Genomic DNA, 15,184 nt, shown 5'->3' on the forward strand with positions numbered 1-15,184 from the left:
TGAGAAAATGGGACTCTTCGCTATGACCAAAAGGGCGCTTGCAAACGTCATCACAAAGCCGGCGACCCTGATGTACCCTGTAAAGCCCGCAAAACAGTTCGAACGCTCCCGCGGGATGCTTGTCATCACCATCGAGGACTGCATCTACTGCGGGCTCTGTTCCCGCCACTGCCCCGCCGATGCGATCGAGGTCTCGAAGCAGGATCGGACCTGGCAGGTCGACCGTCTCCGCTGCATCATCTGTGCCCAGTGCGTCGACGCCTGCCCGAAGTCGTGCCTCGACATCGTTCCCGAATACGAGAAATCGGTCGCACAGCCCCCCTTCGTGGACTTTTACCAGGGGCCGCCCGCCCCCCCCAAGCCCGAGAAGAAGCCAAAGGAAGAATAATGTTCCCCTGAATACTATCCCCCCGCATCCTTTTTTCCCCCTCGACTGTTTTTCTCCCTGCGCCGTTGCCAATCAGACAATTCCTCCCGCCATCCACCCCGTACATGGCCATCGGTGAGATGCATGCCTGCAGGGAACCGGGCGGTGATGCCATCTGCCGGGTATGGGCCGGGCGAGACGAAAACGAAGCGATCTCAGCAGCATATCGGGACCGACGGACGGAAATGGAGCCATTGGGAGCCTGCACAGGACAGATGGCATACCGACAGGGCATGGGCTCATGAACAATAGCTCCGTTTCGTGCAGAAATATCATGAAAAGAGCGCGGGATCGCCGCGAATAAGTGGAGTTTGGGTTCCCCCTTCGCCTTAGTAGGCAAAACACCCGGTTACATAGATGATACAGGAGATGATGAAGCAGATCCCCAGGGCAAGGGTAATACCGTCGATGCCGCCGAGATGCCCGTTTCGTTTCTCGTTCATCCAGTTAGATATTGGCACGGCCAGTTAAATATATATCGTATGATGATCGGTCCGGGCGCCAACCTCCCCCATTTATTTCCGCAATATTTATATTGCATTTTTCAGTATTCAAGCAGATCCGCCATTGAATTCCAATATATCTCGAATTATTACCCAAATATTAGAAAATAGCCCTAAAATGTGTCCAATACTTTCGGAAGAGTGAAAACGCAAATTTGCCTATCAATAATGATCCCCAAATAACCCCGATGTCAGACGCCATTATGGCAGTCACCCCCCTCAGGAGAAACGCTTTATATCCCGCTCTCATTATCTCGCGTATGGCCGGATGGTCCGGTCCGAATGTCCCCCGCCGGGGGGCGGATTTTCAAGGGTGAACCATATGCAGATTTTTACAGGAAGCTCCGGCGATGCCGCCGGTGCGTCAGGACTGAACCTTTCACTGAATATTACCCCGGAGTCGCTTCTCCTTGCCGTCCTTGCGCTGGTGATCGGCTACCTCGTGGCAAAGCTGCTCGTGCGGTGGATTGAACGCCTGCTCCAGAAGCAGGGCCACCTGTCCGAGGTGGCGTCCGGACTTCTCGGACGGATCATCTCGGTGCTCCTCTACATCATCGTGATCCTCATCGCCGTGAGTTTTCTTGGGGTGGATGTAAACGGCGTCGTCCTCGGCCTCTCGGCGATCGTGGGGCTCGTCGTCGCCTTCGGGCTCAAGGATACGATCAACAACTTTGCCGCAGGCATCTGGATCGCCTCGATGAACCTCTTCGAGAAGGGCGAGGAGGTCACCATCGCCGGGCACTGGGGTATCGTGCAGGAGATCGGCATCATGGCGACCCAGATCACCGCCGCGGGGAGCACCATCATCACGATCCCCAACGGCAAGGCATGGAACGACTCGATCATCAACTACACGAGAAACCCGCAGCGGCGTATCGACCAGTCCTTCGGGGTGAGCTATGAGTCCGATATGGGCGAGGTGGTGCGCATCGCGCTCGGCATCGCCCGCGATCACCCGAAGGTGCTGGATACCCCCGAGCCCGCCGTCATCTTCGCGGAGATGGCGGACTCCTCGGTGAACTTCACGCTGCGCTGCTGGGTGAATACCCCGGACTACTACGGGACAAAGGCGGATATTCTCCGCTCGCTGCACGCCGACCTCATCGCCGCAGGCATCGAGATTCCCTATCCGCACGTCGATGTCGCCTTCAGGAATGCAATTCCGGAGGCGGGGGAGAACGAGGGAACCGGATAACAACCGAACCGGAGGGGCTGTACTCCCCTCCCGGGATGAGACGGGGCCCTGCCCCCGCCCTTCTTCCTCCTCATCCCCGTGAGGCGGCGGTCATCACGGTGGCGGCATCCCCCTCCACCGGGGCATCCTCGGGAATGCTCTTCCCGTCCCGCAGGATGATGACCGTATCGGGGATGATGCAGAGACGGAGCAGCACGTCCTGGTAGGCGTCCCCTTCCTCGTAGTCGGTCTCGAGAATTTCGCCTTCGCGAATGAAATGCAGTGTGAGTTTCGGCATAAACGACGCCTTCCGTTATCAGGAGGTTGGACGGACGAGGGTTTGTACCTTTTGGGACGGGCGGTTTGCGCCGTACATCGGGCAGCATCCCGCAAGGCGAAGGTCCGGGCCCCCCGTACAGCGCCATTGGAAGCCCGTCACCGCCACGAACACCACGTCCAGGTCACCCTATTCACAACAGTTATACCTGACCAGCAGAAATAGATATATTCACATTAGTGCCCCGTAGGGAGCATGCATGTGCCGAGATAGTCTAGTCCGGGAAGGCGGGGGCCTCGAAAGCCTCTGGTGCTTGGCACCACGGGAGTTCAAATCTCCCTCTCGGCGTTTCTTCTTCAGATTTCTTCGAGAGAGTATGCTCTCTTTGATCAAGGTGCGAATATCAGATAAAAACCGCAAACTCAAGAGAAGGATCACGTCACTTCTTCTTTCTGTGATATATCACATCCCTTCGGGAATGGGTGGAATGGGAGGATTTTTTCCGGCCACGGACTAAATACCACTCATTTTGACTTCCCCACGTATGATCGACACTGTCCTGTGATGTCTTTTGCTTCTTTGGAGATGTCCCGGAGAAGCCATAGATTCCCATCCACGACAGACCGACCAGAGCGACAGCAATCATTCCCAGAAGAGATACGGATATATCAAAAACAACACCCAAACCGATGATGCCCGCCGCCATGAATAACTGGATCTTTGAAAAAAGTTCGGGCCTGTCTTCCCTTGCATTGGTCGTGCTGATACCACCACTGAAGTGCCGATAAGAAATCGGCGCAAATGGTCTGAGTCCACTTACCGTACAGCAATCCTCAACCAAGTGCAGGACGCCTCCAAGGAATAGTCCGAGATAAAAGACAAGAACAAAATTGCTCCAGAACCCGGTGACCATCAGGATGAAAAAACTCAATATCAGTAGTATGATCGAATAGATGCCAATGGAAAATATCGTATGAACCGATTGTCGATGGCGATAATCAAAGTCAAATCCCGCTTTTATGTGAATGAACCGTACAATAGGAAGGATCAACGGTCGCATCACAAATCCAAATAACCAGGCAATTCCCTCGAGGTGGTTGATTTTTGCATCAGAAGCATCCACATCAGGGAGAAGACATCCAATGAAAATTCCAGAAAGCAACGTGACAATGAAATACGTTGTTCCCGTAGTCAGATCACTCCCCAACAGCGGCGAGACCAGCAGAAAGCCCGTTGCCATGGAAAGCATCAGATGATCCTTCCCTCTCACGCACCCTCCCCCCCTATTTCCGTTCCTTCTTCCCTTTCTCCGGTCGCGTCAGCTCTGCGTAGAGCGTCTGGTTGAAGACGATCGGCTGCATGAAATAGAGAATCGTCGTGGGCAGGGTTTTGATATAATCCACCAGAAAGCTGGCAACCCTCCGCGGGATGCCCTTGCGCCCTCCCTTCCCCGGGCGCGATGGTGTCGCGGTCATGCGGACATCATATCTCCTTTGGGGAGAGGGCCCCCATAAATGTTCCTGCGGCCTCGGGAGGGGGCCTGACAACCGAAGGGACCCGTCCGGCTTTAAACGGCCGGCACCGACCCGTCGAAGAAAAAAAAGTGTTATTGGTCCAAAAACACACGAATCCGGTCCCCGACATTCTGCTCCAGATTCCGGTACCAGAATGCATAGTCGTAGCGGTGATACACCCCCTCGGGGGCGGTAAGTCGATCACATGCATGCCCCGGCTAAGCCCGCATCCCTTCTTCCGGGGGCGATATTATCATCCCGACCGTCCATCCTCCGGTATGGAGTGCGTCGGCCATGCCTGAGAAGAGATACCGCGGATATGCCACCGCCATCGCCGGAGGAGTGGGACTGGGGCTCCTTTTGGGAAGCGAGTTTCCCGGGACGTATGCAACCCTTGCAGGAGCGGCGATAACCCTCCTTGCCATCGGAAGCATGGTCCTCTTCTCCTCCCGGGCACCCCAAACAGGATGAATGGGAGAGGGCACATCCGCGTCGATGCGAGGGAACGGGAGATGACACTATGCCCTCCGGCCATGGATCCCCCAGGCAGGCCAGGGTGAAGAGAGGGGCCATGATGGCGAGATTACCCCCGGACCCACCAAATACATTTGAAAGAACACCGCCATATCCTCTTCAATGATGCCCGACTCCTTCCCCTGCGAACTTGTCACATGGAACCGCTCGGCCGATCTTGCAACCACCCTCGGAAACGCAGTCCGGGCCTCCGGCTATGCACCGGACATCGTGGTCGCCATCGGCAGGGGAGGATATGTCCCGGCCCGCGTCGTCTGCGACGTTCTTCTGCTGAATCTGCTCACCAGCATCAAGATCGAACACTGGGGAGTGGCGGCCGCGGAGAAGGAGGAGACCATCGTCCGTTTCCCGCTCGCGGTCGACATCACGGCGAAACGGGTCCTCATCGTCGACGATGTGACCGATACCGGCGACACGCTCGCGGCGGCCTTCCGGTACCTGAAGGGATTCGACCCGGCGGAGGTGCGCACCTCCGTCCTCCAGCACAAGGAGTGCTCATCGTTCGTGCCCGACTACTACGCCGAGCTGGTGACCGAATGGCGGTGGATCATCTACCCGTGGGCGGTATGGGAGGACGCCTCGGGCTTCGTCCTCCGGGTGCTCGCAGACGGACCGGCCACCCGGGGCGGGGTCGCAGACGCCCTCCGGAAGCGGTTTTCGATCATCCTCGATGGGGGGATGCTCTCCGGCATCTGCGCCGACCTCGTCCGCCGGGGAGAGGCGGAGGAGGACAACGGCTGCTTTGCCCTCCCTGCCAGACGATGATGCTCTGTGCGGCAACAGTAATTCAATAATTCTGAATCGTAAGATTAAGTAAGAAAAGAATCGTTGTTATTAAAAACGGTTGTGGGTACTGTCTCATATGTCCCCGCCCCGGAGACCCTCCATGCAGAGCGCTGAAGTATATCCAATCGGCATCGTCACCTCCCCCTACCGGAAGCACGGCGACGCTCCCCGCCAGGGCCGCCTCGACCCCGACGTCGAGATGGCAATCGAGATCCACGAAGAGTATGCGGCAGGTCTGGGGGACCTTGCCGGCATCAGCCACATCTTCGTTCTCCTCTGGTTCGACCGGGCTTCCCGGACGACCCTCACCGGCCATCCCCCGGGAGCGACGCAGAGCAGACCCGTCTTTGCCACCCGCTCCCCGCACCGGCCGAACCCCATCGGTCTCGACATCGGCAAAGTCCTCGGAGTCGACGGGCGCATCATCCGGGTCTCCGGTCTCGATGCCCTCGACGGCACCCCCGTCCTCGACATCAAACCCTACGTCCCCTCCCTCGACGCCGTTCCGGACGCGACCGAACCGTTCCGGACCGGGCGCTAAAGGCTGCAACGAGATGCGGCGGGATACCGCCAGTACCCTGACCCGGTGAAGACCCGATGAATGAATTCCTGTATCAGACCGCTCTCCTCGCCCTCGATCTCCTCATCCGCACCATCCCGATGATGGTCGCGGGCGTCATCGCAGCGGAGCTGATCCTCGCATTCAATGCGACCGACCGCATCTCCCGCGTCTCCCGGCCGCTCACGACCTTCTCCAACCTCCACCCGTCATGCGGCATCTCCTTCATGATGGCCTTCGTCTCCCCGAAGGCCGCAGGTGCGATGCTCGCGAAGTACGAGCGTGATGGGACGATCACCCGCCGGGAGATGGTGATCGCCGCCCTGATGAACTCCTTTCCGAACGTCGTGATGCACTGGCGCTACCTGCTGCCGGTCTACGTCCCCCTCCTCGGGATTACGGGTCTCGTCTACTTTGCCATCCTCGTCGTGGTAGGATTCATCAAGACCGGCATCATCATGGTCGCAGGCCGGTGGACTCTCCCCCCGCCCGGGGACGAACGGGCCGCAGAGGAGAATGGACCGAAGCCGCGGCCGCCGTGGCGGGAGGGGATACGGGCAGCCCTCGCCGCGTCCCGGGACTCGCTTTCCCACATCCTCCTCATCAGCATTCCCACCATCATCGTCGTCGCGGTCCTCATCACCCTTGGGTTCTTCGATGTGGTGGCGGACGTCATGCAGGGCTTCGGCGCCTGGTTCCCGGTGCCCCCCGCAGGCTTTGCCATCATCGCCGCCCAGTTCGGCTCCTTCATCGCGGGCGCAAGCGTCGCATCGACCCTCCTTGCGGCAGGAACGCTCACCCCGCAGGAGATCGTCATCACCCTCCTCGTGGGCAACATCCTCACGAGCGTCACCCGCGGGATCCGGTGGTACGGCTCCTCCTATGCCGCCATATTCGGTCCGCGGACGGGGGCGGAGATCCAGATCCTCTCGACCGGCCTGCGGGTCGCCATCATGGTAGTCTTCGTCGCGATCCTCGCGGTGCTCTGGTGACGGGCTTTCCGGCAGGAGGACGGGCCGAAGGAAAGAGATCGATCAAGAGTCGAATCGCAGGTTTCCATCCTTAAACCAACCACCTCCGGGACCCCCCCGGACAGGACGGGCACGGCCCTGTGGCCGCCCCTCCCCCGCACCTTGATAAGCCTCCACGACGATTCTCCCCGGTAACTTACGGAGCAGACATGGCACTCACAGCATGGGCCTCACTCGTCATCGCCGGCCTCATGGAGACCGGCTGGGCCATCGGCCTCAAATATACGGAAGGATTCACCCGCCTCCTCCCCTCGGCGGTCACGGTTGCACTGATGGCGGGCAGCTTCTACTTCCTCTCGCAGTCGCTCAGGGAGCTTCCCATCGGGACCGCCTATGCCGTCTGGACCGGCATCGGGGCGGTGGGCACGGTGATCCTCGGCATCCTCCTCTTCGGAGAGTCACGGGACATCGCCCGCATCCTCTTTCTGATGCTGATCATCACGGGCATCTTCGGCCTGAAGATGGTTGCCGGGGAGTAGGAGCGGGCACGTGGTCATGCAGAATGCAGGTGTATGTATCGGTAATAATGGCCGGAATTGTATGGAAAAAGCAAGAAAGGTGATATCACCCGCCACCCCGCCCAATCATGAGAGGTACATTTTCACCGGCCGAAGAAATATATAGGACAAACCAGACGTTTTTTTGATCGATTTTGAGAGAGATTGCCGGATTTATCCACCGGTTCGGACCGGAAGCACAGTCGCTGTTCAGGTCGGGCCTCTGCATTCGCATAGTGCTTGCCCTCCATGACGGCCCCGCTGCCCTCCCGGCGCTCACCCGCAGGATTCGGGGGAGCACATCGGGGTCGATACACCGGAATCTCAAACGCCTCGTGGAGGAGAAACTGGTGGAAGAGGAGGACGGCCGCTACCGGCTCACCAACGCCGGCACGATTCTCGTACGGCGGCTGGGCCCTCTCATCCGGACCTTCCGTGATCCCGCACAGCCACCCGAGTCATCCATGGATCTCTCCCGCCGCTATCACGAGTACGAATCCGGGATGAACGCCATCCTCCTCTCCGGCCATGCACTGACCATCCTCTGCGCCCTCAGGGAGGGGCCCTGTACCCGCGATGCACTGAGAGACCTGACCGGGGCCCGCTCGACGACGCTGCGGACCCGCATCCGGCTCCTCACGGGGAGCGGCCATCTCCGGGAGGATGACGACGGATTCTCCCTGACAACTCGTGGAATGGAGGTGGCAGACCAGGTGTTGCGGTTCCTGCGGACGGTTGCCCTTCTCTCCCGGCAGAAGGATTTCTGGAATGACCACAATATTGAAAAACTTCCTGCATCCGCAGTTGAAACACTCTATCATCTGACCGATGTGAATGTTGATTTTGACACTCCCGAATCCATTCCGACAAAGATCATCAAATATTTCGAAATGGTTGCCACAGCACACCGGCTATTCGGCATCTCGGAATGGACTGCACCGCAACTTGCAGAAGAATATACAAAAAGAGTTCTTGCGCGAAAAGACCTCGATTTGATCGTCACTGAGAAGATTCTGCATTCCATGCTTGAAGAACCATCTCTCGAAATACTTCAGAAGTACACTCTCTACCCTGATTTTCGATTACATGTGATAAGTGACCGCTTCTGGTGCGGTATGACCATCGCTGATTCCAATTTTGCCATAAAATTTTATTCTAAAGACGGGCAGGCTCACACCAATGCACGTCTGAAAGCCTCTGAAACCCAAGAAGCGGTGGAATGGGGGATGGCGCTGTTCGGATACTTTAAGGCGCGGAGCACACCATTTGAAGATTATCTGAGATATCACCCCCATTTACTCAATTCCAACAGCTTGAAACCCGATTCCACTCGGATGCAGTAACAATCCTGTGGTAAAATGGAGAGAATAGCGGGGACAATGTGGATAAGGGGGCCTGTCACGGCCCGGGCGTGGACTTTCAGAGAATGGCCGCCTGCCTCTTGGCACCGGCCCAGTCATGCCGGAATTCCCCAAAATTCCTTTTCGCACCCGCGGTGAGACCCATCGTTCACCGCAATGGTGGCACATCCCACCGAACGACCCATTCCCCCGGCCATTCGAAGGACGGTCCACCATCTTCTCATGTGTTGCAATTCAACCAGATCATTACGAAAATGACGCCTGGAAGTGCCACACCACCCATATCCCGATGAAAAATCATTCATAAGCATGATATTTATTCGGGACGTATATTTTAACCAGAAAAACAAATAAATATTAGAACTGACGCTTTTCACCCGAAACTCCCTGCGAAAAAGCCAATATTTTGGATCAATTTAATCCAAAAAGGAAATTTAGATATTATTCACAAAACCTGAATATAAATATTTATTATGATTAATAAATAGATCTCCAATCGTTAAGACAGGCTTTCATTCCCAGCATTACGGACATGTTTCCATGAACGACGACGCCCGCCTCACCTCATGCCTTTCCACCACCCTGACTATCTTCCGCTCAGACCTTGCGATCAGAATCTTTCTTGCACTCCTTCCCCACCCGTCATCCCTCCAGGCGCTTTCCGCGTCGACAGAGAGCAGCCCTTCATCGATCACCCGTACCAGCCACGACCTCACCTGCCTCGGGCTCGTGGACCGCAGCCATGGGACATACGGCCTTTCCCGTACGGGAGAGCAATTCACCACCCTCTACATATCCCTGATGGAGACCGTCGAACGGGCGAATCCGGGGGCGGAGGACAAAACCGGGAAGAGCCTGGTGCACCGGCACATCATGACCTGGGAGGTCATCGGCCATATCCTTCGATCGCCCATCCTCATCTCGGCCCTCCTTGCGATGAGCGATCACGGGATGTCCCGCACCGATCTCCGGGATCTGACCGGCAGCAGAACCGCTTCCCTGACCCCCAGGATGCAATGGCTCCGGCAGCATCACCTCGTTAATGAGTGGAAGGGTGAATATCATCTGACCACCGCAGGAAATGAGGTTGCCTCCCGGCTGCGTACACTCATCCGGTTCACCAGGGTGGCCGTCGACCACCACGAATTCTGGAGGCATCATACACTTGACGGCATCCCCGCATTCGCAATGGAGAATTTGGGAGACCTGTGGGAGAGCAGGATCATCTCCGGCCGGCATGACGACCCCTATACCATCCATACCCACTTCTTTCAGGCTGTCGCCGATGCAGAATATATCTGTGCCGTCTGCGACTACGTGCTCCCGCGGATTGCACAGGCGATCCCTCATCATGTCCGGCCGGGCATTCCCATCGAGGTCGTCATCAGCCCCCGGGCGGCAGCCCGCATGGTACGTGAACCGGACCTGCAGTACCTCGGCCATTTGGAAAATTACGATACCATCCGGTTCTTCGTTGCCGACATCCCCCCGTCGCTTGGTATCTCCCTCACCGATACGACGATGACCCTCAAGCTCTCCCACACAGGCACGGACATCTTCGACACCTCCCGGAGCCTCGTCTCCGAGGCGGCGGACGCTCACCGCTGGGCCATGCGACTGTTCCGTTTCTTCCGGGACGGGGCGGTCCCGCTGGAGGAGTTTCTGGCGGGCCGGAACCGTTGACCGGCCATCGGATCATGTCGGCGGGAGACGGGCACCTTTCTCCGGTGCCGGAAACGCCGACAGCATTGCATCGTCCGCGGGGAGAGACCGTCACACAAAGAATCCGAGGACGATGCCCCCCGCATACACCACCATCGCGACATGGAAGAGCGGCAACGCCCGCATCCCCGCCTCCGGCGCCCCATTCCCCCGGAGAATGATCCCGGTTGCAGCAACGAGCAGCAGGAATCCGATGAGGAGCCCCGCCTGTGCCACCGGTACGAGAACTCCCGCAAAGAAGACCGCCATGATGCCATGCAGGACGGTGCAGACCGCAATCCAGGTGACGGTGCCCCCCACCCCGTAGAGCACCGGGACCGTCTGCATTCCCCGTGCACGGTCGTTTCTCAGATCGGCGAGGTCGTTTGCCGCGAGATGGGCGAGGGCATAGGGGTAGAAGAAGAGGAAGTAGAGAAGCCCCGTCACATCCGGCATCCCGGCGGCGAGATACCCGGCGACGGGGAAGAGGGCGAAGTCGGTCCGGCCCACCAGCTGGGCCACGGGGACCGACTGCGACCGCTTCCTCACCTGGTAGAAGACCTCGGCCATGTAGCTGTATCCCATGATGAGGGCGACGAAGATGGCGTGAGGGAAGGGGAGCGTGAATATCAGGACGAGAGCAGCCGCCGCGAGAACGACACAAAGAATGAGGGCGCTGCGGGCCGGGATGAGCCCTTCTGCAATGGGCCGGGTCCCGAACAGCCGCCAGTACCGGGTCATCCGCCCGTCGACGTCCCGCGTATCGTAGACCCGGTCCACATAATCGTTGAGAACCATGCCCGCTTCGAAGCCGAAGAACCCGATCAGTGCGGCGGTGAGGAGATACGGCCATGAAAACCCGCCATAGGCGGCAAAGGCCAGGACTGTTCCCGAACAGAAGAGAAGCGGCCAGGCGAAGCCGAAGTGCATCCGGAGAAGATCGACGTATGCCCGCACGGTGCTGCCGTCCATGGAGAGACTCTCGGAGGTCAATGTAGATGTAATTTTGTACGGAGGGGGAGGGCGGTTGTCCCGGTTCGAGGGAACCGGCCCTACTCGCTCACAAAAAAATGATCAGAGGAGCCGGTCTCCTGCCCGGGGGCCGGGAGTGCAGGTGTAGACGTCACGGATCTTCATGATCAGAAGTCCCTTGGCCGGTGCCTGCGCCATCTTCGACCGGACGGTCTCCTGCATCTTCGCAAACTCCGGCCCTTCGGTCTTCAGCTCAACGTCTCCCTTGATCTGGAAGCAGCCCTTCGTTTCAGGGCCCCAGACATAGAGGGAAACCTTTGGATTTTCCTTGATGTTTGCAAGGGTCTTCTTCATGAAGTTGTCCGCCATCCAGATCGTCTCGTCGTCGACGAGTTCCACGAACCCGATGGGGACCACGTTCGGCCACCCGTCCGTTGCGGCGGTGGCGACCGGGAATGTCTTGATCGTTGCAAACGCGGCTTTCATCTCTTCTGTGAGTGCGGCCATTTTGTTCACCATATACTCTGTTGGCGCATACAAATATATACAAATCCGTTACAAAAATATACAAAACAGGGAGGAGGTGCAGATTTCTGACTCACGGGCGCTGCACCACAAGGAGCCGTGTATGCCGACAGATACCATACCCATCAATGAACTTCGAGAACTGAAGGCGGAGATTGCCGCCCTCAGGAGTGACATGAACCGGTTTAGCACCGACACATCCCGCCTGCGGGCCGCATCCCTCATTGCAGACTTCCGGAGTACCTGTGCGGAAGCAATTGCAAGCAGTTACCGGGAGACGGGGTGCGAGGCAGTGGGAAACCGGGCAGGGGACTGTGCCAGGTGGGAGAAATGCCGCCCGGCATTCGCGGCGCTCTTTGACAATGTACTGTCCACCATACGGTCGGGAGAGCTCACCCCAGAGGCGACGAAGGAGATCTACGACGGGATTGCCAGCCTGCGGGCACGGGCACCCATTGAGCGGTGCGAATCCTGCTTTGCCGAGGCGGAGAACCAGCTTTCCGGGCAGATCAGGCTGCTTGAAACGATTGGAGTCGGCCGAAAAAACCCGGACACCGGCGCCATCGTCCGTTCCCTCCCCGAGGAGGAAGCGGCCGCACTCTTCAGTGACGCCCTCGCAAGCCCTGTCCGCATCCAGGTGATCAAGGCCTGTTACGACGACGGAAAGACCTTCACCGACCTCTCCAGGCTGACGGGGCTGAGGGGCGGAAATCTCCTCTTCCATCTCGAAAAACTCATCAAGAGCGGCATCATCCACCAGAAGGGCGACCGCGGCGAGTACCGGATCACCTACCGCGGGTCTGAACTGGCCGGTGCCGCCGCAGAACTGTTCAACAAGGTACGATGACATCCCTCACTTTTGAAGAGGTCACGGGGTGAACCCTGAACAACGGACACGCCGCCCCACTTCCTCTTCACCCGCCAACCCGCCGTTCCGGCAATCCTTTATATATCCCCGCGTGCTGAAGAGGGGGTGAGGATATATCATGACACCGGATACCGACACGGCACCTCCCGGCCCCCCCGGTGCGGGGGAGGGAGGGGTTGCCATCATATTCCACTCCGAGACGGGCCATACCCGGGCCATCGCCCGTCGCGCCGCTTCGCTGATCGGGGCGACGCTCATCGAAGTAAAGCCGAAATACCCCTACTGCAGGATGGGTAAATTTCTCCGCGGAGGAGAGATGGCGGCCCTCGGACTGAAGGAGGCGATCATCCCCGCCGAGATCGACATCTCCCCCTTCGATATCATCATCGTGGGAACGCCGGTCTGGTCGCAGCACCCGACGCCCGTGATCAACCGGGCGGTGACCGTCCTTGAGGGGGCACGTGAGGGGTGCGGGGCCATCGTCTTTGCTACCTGCTTCCGGTATGCAGGCAAGGCCACCACGCCCGTAAAGGAGGCGCTCGGACGGGCGGGCATCCCGACCGGAAAGTCCTACATCTTCCCCAACCGGGCCCCGGTCGCCGACTGTGCCGCCGCCCTTGCCGAGGGGGTCGCGGCCCTGCGCACCGGACGGACCTCCTGAGCACACGGGGGCCATGACGGGGAGCATTGCAGGAAGCGTCCTCGCCGCCCGCTACCTCCGGGGCGGGGAGACCTCCTTTTCCGACGTCTGCCGCCGGGTGGCGGACGCTCTTGGGCAGAACGATACCGAGACGGCGGCGTTCTTCGACGAGATGCAGAGCCTGCGCTTTCTGCCGAACTCCCCGACCCTGATGAACGCCGGGACCGACCTCGGCCAGCTCGCCGCCTGCTTCGCCCTCCATGTCGGCGACTCCATCCCGGAGATCTTCGACGCCCTGAAGTGGGGGGCCTTAATCCACCAGAGCGGCGGCGGGACCGGGTACAACTTCTCCTCCATCCGCCCGAAGGCCTCACCCGTCCGGCTGACCGAGGGGGTCGCCTCGGGGCCGGTCTCGTTCATGCGCATATTCAACGAGGCGACCGAGGTGATCCGGCAGGGCGGGCGGCGCCGGGGGGCGAATATCGGTATCCTCGATGTCGGCCACCCGGACATCCTCGAATTCATCCGCTCGAAACAGACCGAGGGCGACCTCGCGAACTTCAACATCTCAGTGATGGCCTCCGACGCCTTCATGCGGCGGGTCACCGGGGGGCATACGGACGAGGTCTGGCTCACCCACCCCTGCACCGGGGAGGAGGTGACGGTGGGCGCCGTCTGGGACGCCGTCGTGGACGGTATCTGGATGAACGGCGAACCCGGCATCCTCTTCCATGACGAGATCAACCGCCACAACCCCACCCCGCGCCTGGGGACGATCGAGGCCACCAACCCCTGCGGGGAACAGCCGCTCCTCCCCTTCGAGAGTTGCGTCCTCGGGTCGGTCAACCTTGCCCGGTTCGTGACGGACGGCGGGGTCGACCACGAGGCGCTCCGGCGGACCGTCGCCGTCGCGGTCCGCTTCCTCGACCGGGTGATCGACGTGAACCGGTACCCCGTCCCGGCCATCGAGGAGGCGACGAAACGGACCCGGAAGATCGGCCTCGGGGTGATGGGGGTGCACGACGCCCTCCTGATGCTCGCCGTCCCCTACGATACGGAGGAGGCGCGGACCCTCTGCGGGGGCATCATGGAGACGATGAAGGAAGCCGCGGTGGCGGCATCCCACGCGCTCGCACGGGAGGACGGTCCGTTCCCTGCCTGGAAGGGGAGCATCTGGGAACCGCAGACGATGCGAAACGCCGCCCTCACCTCCATCGCCCCCACCGGGAGCATCTCCCTTCTGGCGGAATGCTCCGGCGGGATAGAACCCCTCTACTCCTTTGCATATACGAGAAAAAAGACCATCAACGCAGAGTTTGAGATGATTCATCCCCACTTCGCCCGTGCGCTCGATGCCACCGTCCGCGGCCTCTGCCCTTCCCCCCCTGAGGCGGACCGCCGCATCGCGGAGGTGATCCGCCATGTCCGGGCAACGGGCACCGTGCAGGACATCGACTGGCTGCCCCCCTCCTTTCGCCGCCTCTATAAGGGGGCGCTCGACATCGGCTGGGAGGACCATATCGGGATGCAGGCGGCCTTCCAGAAGCATGTTCACGCCTCCATCTCCAAGACCATCAACATGCCCCGAACGGCAACCCGCGACGACGTCGCCGCCGCCGTCATCCTCGCATGGGAGTTGCGCCTCAAGGGCGTGACCATCTACCGCACCGGGAGCCGCCATGATGAGGTGCTCGTCCTCGGAGAGGAGGGGGGCGATCAACCATGGCCGAGCATCTGCTGCCGCCCGCCGGAGCTCGTCCGTTAGCCTGATTTCTAATATTTGGACGGCTGTACCGTCACCCGTGGAATTGCCGG

18 protein-coding genes and 1 tRNA gene are annotated in these 15,184 nt (G+C 59.4%); 14 read left to right on the forward strand and 5 right to left on the reverse strand.

Annotated features, from left to right (window positions below):
• The first annotated feature begins 7 nt into the window (after positions 1-7).
• From AZH53_RS07880 to AZH53_RS07890, 3 genes are all read left to right on the forward strand, one after another.
• On the forward strand, positions 8-388 hold the full coding sequence (locus AZH53_RS07880) for a 4Fe-4S binding protein (RefSeq protein ID WP_319642965.1): 381 nt from the start codon (positions 8-10) through the stop codon (positions 386-388).
• Between the two features lie 65 nt (positions 389-453).
• Complete coding sequence (locus AZH53_RS07885) at positions 454-672, forward strand: hypothetical protein (RefSeq protein WP_319642966.1); 219 nt, start codon at positions 454-456, stop codon at positions 670-672.
• A gap of 580 nt (positions 673-1,252) precedes the next feature.
• Entirely contained in the window at positions 1,253-2,125 is an 873-nt protein-coding gene (locus AZH53_RS07890) for a mechanosensitive ion channel family protein (RefSeq protein WP_319642967.1), read from the forward strand.
• A gap of 70 nt (positions 2,126-2,195) precedes the next feature.
• On the opposite strand, the gene AZH53_RS07895 is transcribed toward AZH53_RS07890, so the two are convergent.
• Positions 2,196-2,402, reverse strand: a complete 207-nt coding sequence (locus AZH53_RS07895; protein ID WP_319642968.1) for a ubiquitin family protein — start codon at positions 2,400-2,402, stop codon at positions 2,196-2,198.
• Positions 2,403-2,644: 242 nt separating this feature from the next.
• Between AZH53_RS07895 and AZH53_RS07900 the strand changes: the two genes are divergently transcribed.
• Positions 2,645-2,729 (forward strand) — tRNA-Ser (locus tag AZH53_RS07900).
• Positions 2,730-2,820: 91 nt separating this feature from the next.
• Here AZH53_RS07900 and AZH53_RS07905 read toward each other — a convergent pair.
• Both AZH53_RS07905 and AZH53_RS07910 read right to left on the reverse strand, forming a co-directional pair.
• Complete coding sequence (locus tag AZH53_RS07905) at positions 2,821-3,651, reverse strand: metal-dependent hydrolase (protein WP_319642969.1); 831 nt, start codon at positions 3,649-3,651, stop codon at positions 2,821-2,823.
• 13 nt (positions 3,652-3,664) lie between these two features.
• The gene (locus tag AZH53_RS07910) at positions 3,665-3,856 is read right to left on the reverse strand and encodes a hypothetical protein (RefSeq protein WP_319642970.1); all 192 of its coding nucleotides are present in this window, start codon (positions 3,854-3,856) and stop codon (positions 3,665-3,667) included.
• A gap of 333 nt (positions 3,857-4,189) precedes the next feature.
• Between AZH53_RS07910 and AZH53_RS07915 the strand changes: the two genes are divergently transcribed.
• From AZH53_RS07915 to AZH53_RS07945, 7 genes are all read left to right on the forward strand, one after another.
• Entirely contained in the window at positions 4,190-4,366 is a 177-nt protein-coding gene (locus tag AZH53_RS07915; protein ID WP_319642971.1) for a hypothetical protein, read from the forward strand.
• A gap of 165 nt (positions 4,367-4,531) precedes the next feature.
• Entirely contained in the window at positions 4,532-5,194 is a 663-nt protein-coding gene (locus AZH53_RS07920; RefSeq protein ID WP_319642972.1) for a phosphoribosyltransferase, read from the forward strand.
• A 121-nt stretch (positions 5,195-5,315) separates the two neighbouring features.
• Complete coding sequence (tsaA, locus tag AZH53_RS07925) at positions 5,316-5,756, forward strand: tRNA (N6-threonylcarbamoyladenosine(37)-N6)-methyltransferase TrmO (protein ID WP_319642973.1); 441 nt, start codon at positions 5,316-5,318, stop codon at positions 5,754-5,756.
• Positions 5,757-5,812: 56 nt separating this feature from the next.
• Positions 5,813-6,766, forward strand: coding sequence for a nucleoside recognition domain-containing protein (locus tag AZH53_RS07930; RefSeq protein ID WP_319642974.1), 954 nt, complete (start codon positions 5,813-5,815; stop codon positions 6,764-6,766).
• A gap of 188 nt (positions 6,767-6,954) precedes the next feature.
• Complete coding sequence (gene sugE, locus AZH53_RS07935) at positions 6,955-7,284, forward strand: quaternary ammonium compound efflux SMR transporter SugE (protein ID WP_319642975.1); 330 nt, start codon at positions 6,955-6,957, stop codon at positions 7,282-7,284.
• 173 nt (positions 7,285-7,457) lie between these two features.
• On the forward strand, positions 7,458-8,645 hold the full coding sequence (locus AZH53_RS07940; RefSeq protein WP_319642976.1) for a helix-turn-helix transcriptional regulator: 1,188 nt from the start codon (positions 7,458-7,460) through the stop codon (positions 8,643-8,645).
• A gap of 558 nt (positions 8,646-9,203) precedes the next feature.
• Positions 9,204-10,346, forward strand: coding sequence for a helix-turn-helix transcriptional regulator (locus AZH53_RS07945; protein WP_319642977.1), 1,143 nt, complete (start codon positions 9,204-9,206; stop codon positions 10,344-10,346).
• A gap of 90 nt (positions 10,347-10,436) precedes the next feature.
• Here AZH53_RS07945 and AZH53_RS07950 read toward each other — a convergent pair whose 3' ends face one another.
• Positions 10,437-11,336: a UbiA family prenyltransferase gene (locus AZH53_RS07950; RefSeq protein WP_319642978.1), complete on the reverse strand. Its 900-nt coding sequence runs from the start codon at positions 11,334-11,336 to the stop codon at positions 10,437-10,439.
• A gap of 102 nt (positions 11,337-11,438) precedes the next feature.
• A complete protein-coding gene (locus tag AZH53_RS07955; protein WP_319642979.1) occupies positions 11,439-11,843 on the reverse strand; it encodes a pyridoxamine 5'-phosphate oxidase family protein in 405 nt (134 codons plus the stop codon).
• Between the two features lie 76 nt (positions 11,844-11,919).
• Between AZH53_RS07955 and AZH53_RS07960 the strand changes: the two genes are divergently transcribed.
• From AZH53_RS07960 to AZH53_RS07970, 3 genes are all read left to right on the forward strand, one after another.
• Positions 11,920-12,708, forward strand: coding sequence for a winged helix-turn-helix domain-containing protein (locus tag AZH53_RS07960; protein WP_319642980.1), 789 nt, complete (start codon positions 11,920-11,922; stop codon positions 12,706-12,708).
• A 139-nt stretch (positions 12,709-12,847) separates the two neighbouring features.
• Positions 12,848-13,390, forward strand: a complete 543-nt coding sequence (locus AZH53_RS07965; protein ID WP_319642981.1) for a flavodoxin family protein — start codon at positions 12,848-12,850, stop codon at positions 13,388-13,390.
• 13 nt (positions 13,391-13,403) lie between these two features.
• The gene (locus AZH53_RS07970; RefSeq protein WP_319642982.1) at positions 13,404-15,134 is read left to right on the forward strand and encodes an adenosylcobalamin-dependent ribonucleoside-diphosphate reductase; all 1,731 of its coding nucleotides are present in this window, start codon (positions 13,404-13,406) and stop codon (positions 15,132-15,134) included.
• The last annotated feature ends 50 nt before the right edge of the window (positions 15,135-15,184 follow it).

It is taken from the genome of Methanovulcanius yangii (assembly GCF_018687785.1).
GTDB lineage: Archaea > Halobacteriota > Methanomicrobia > Methanomicrobiales > Methanomicrobiaceae > Methanovulcanius > Methanovulcanius yangii.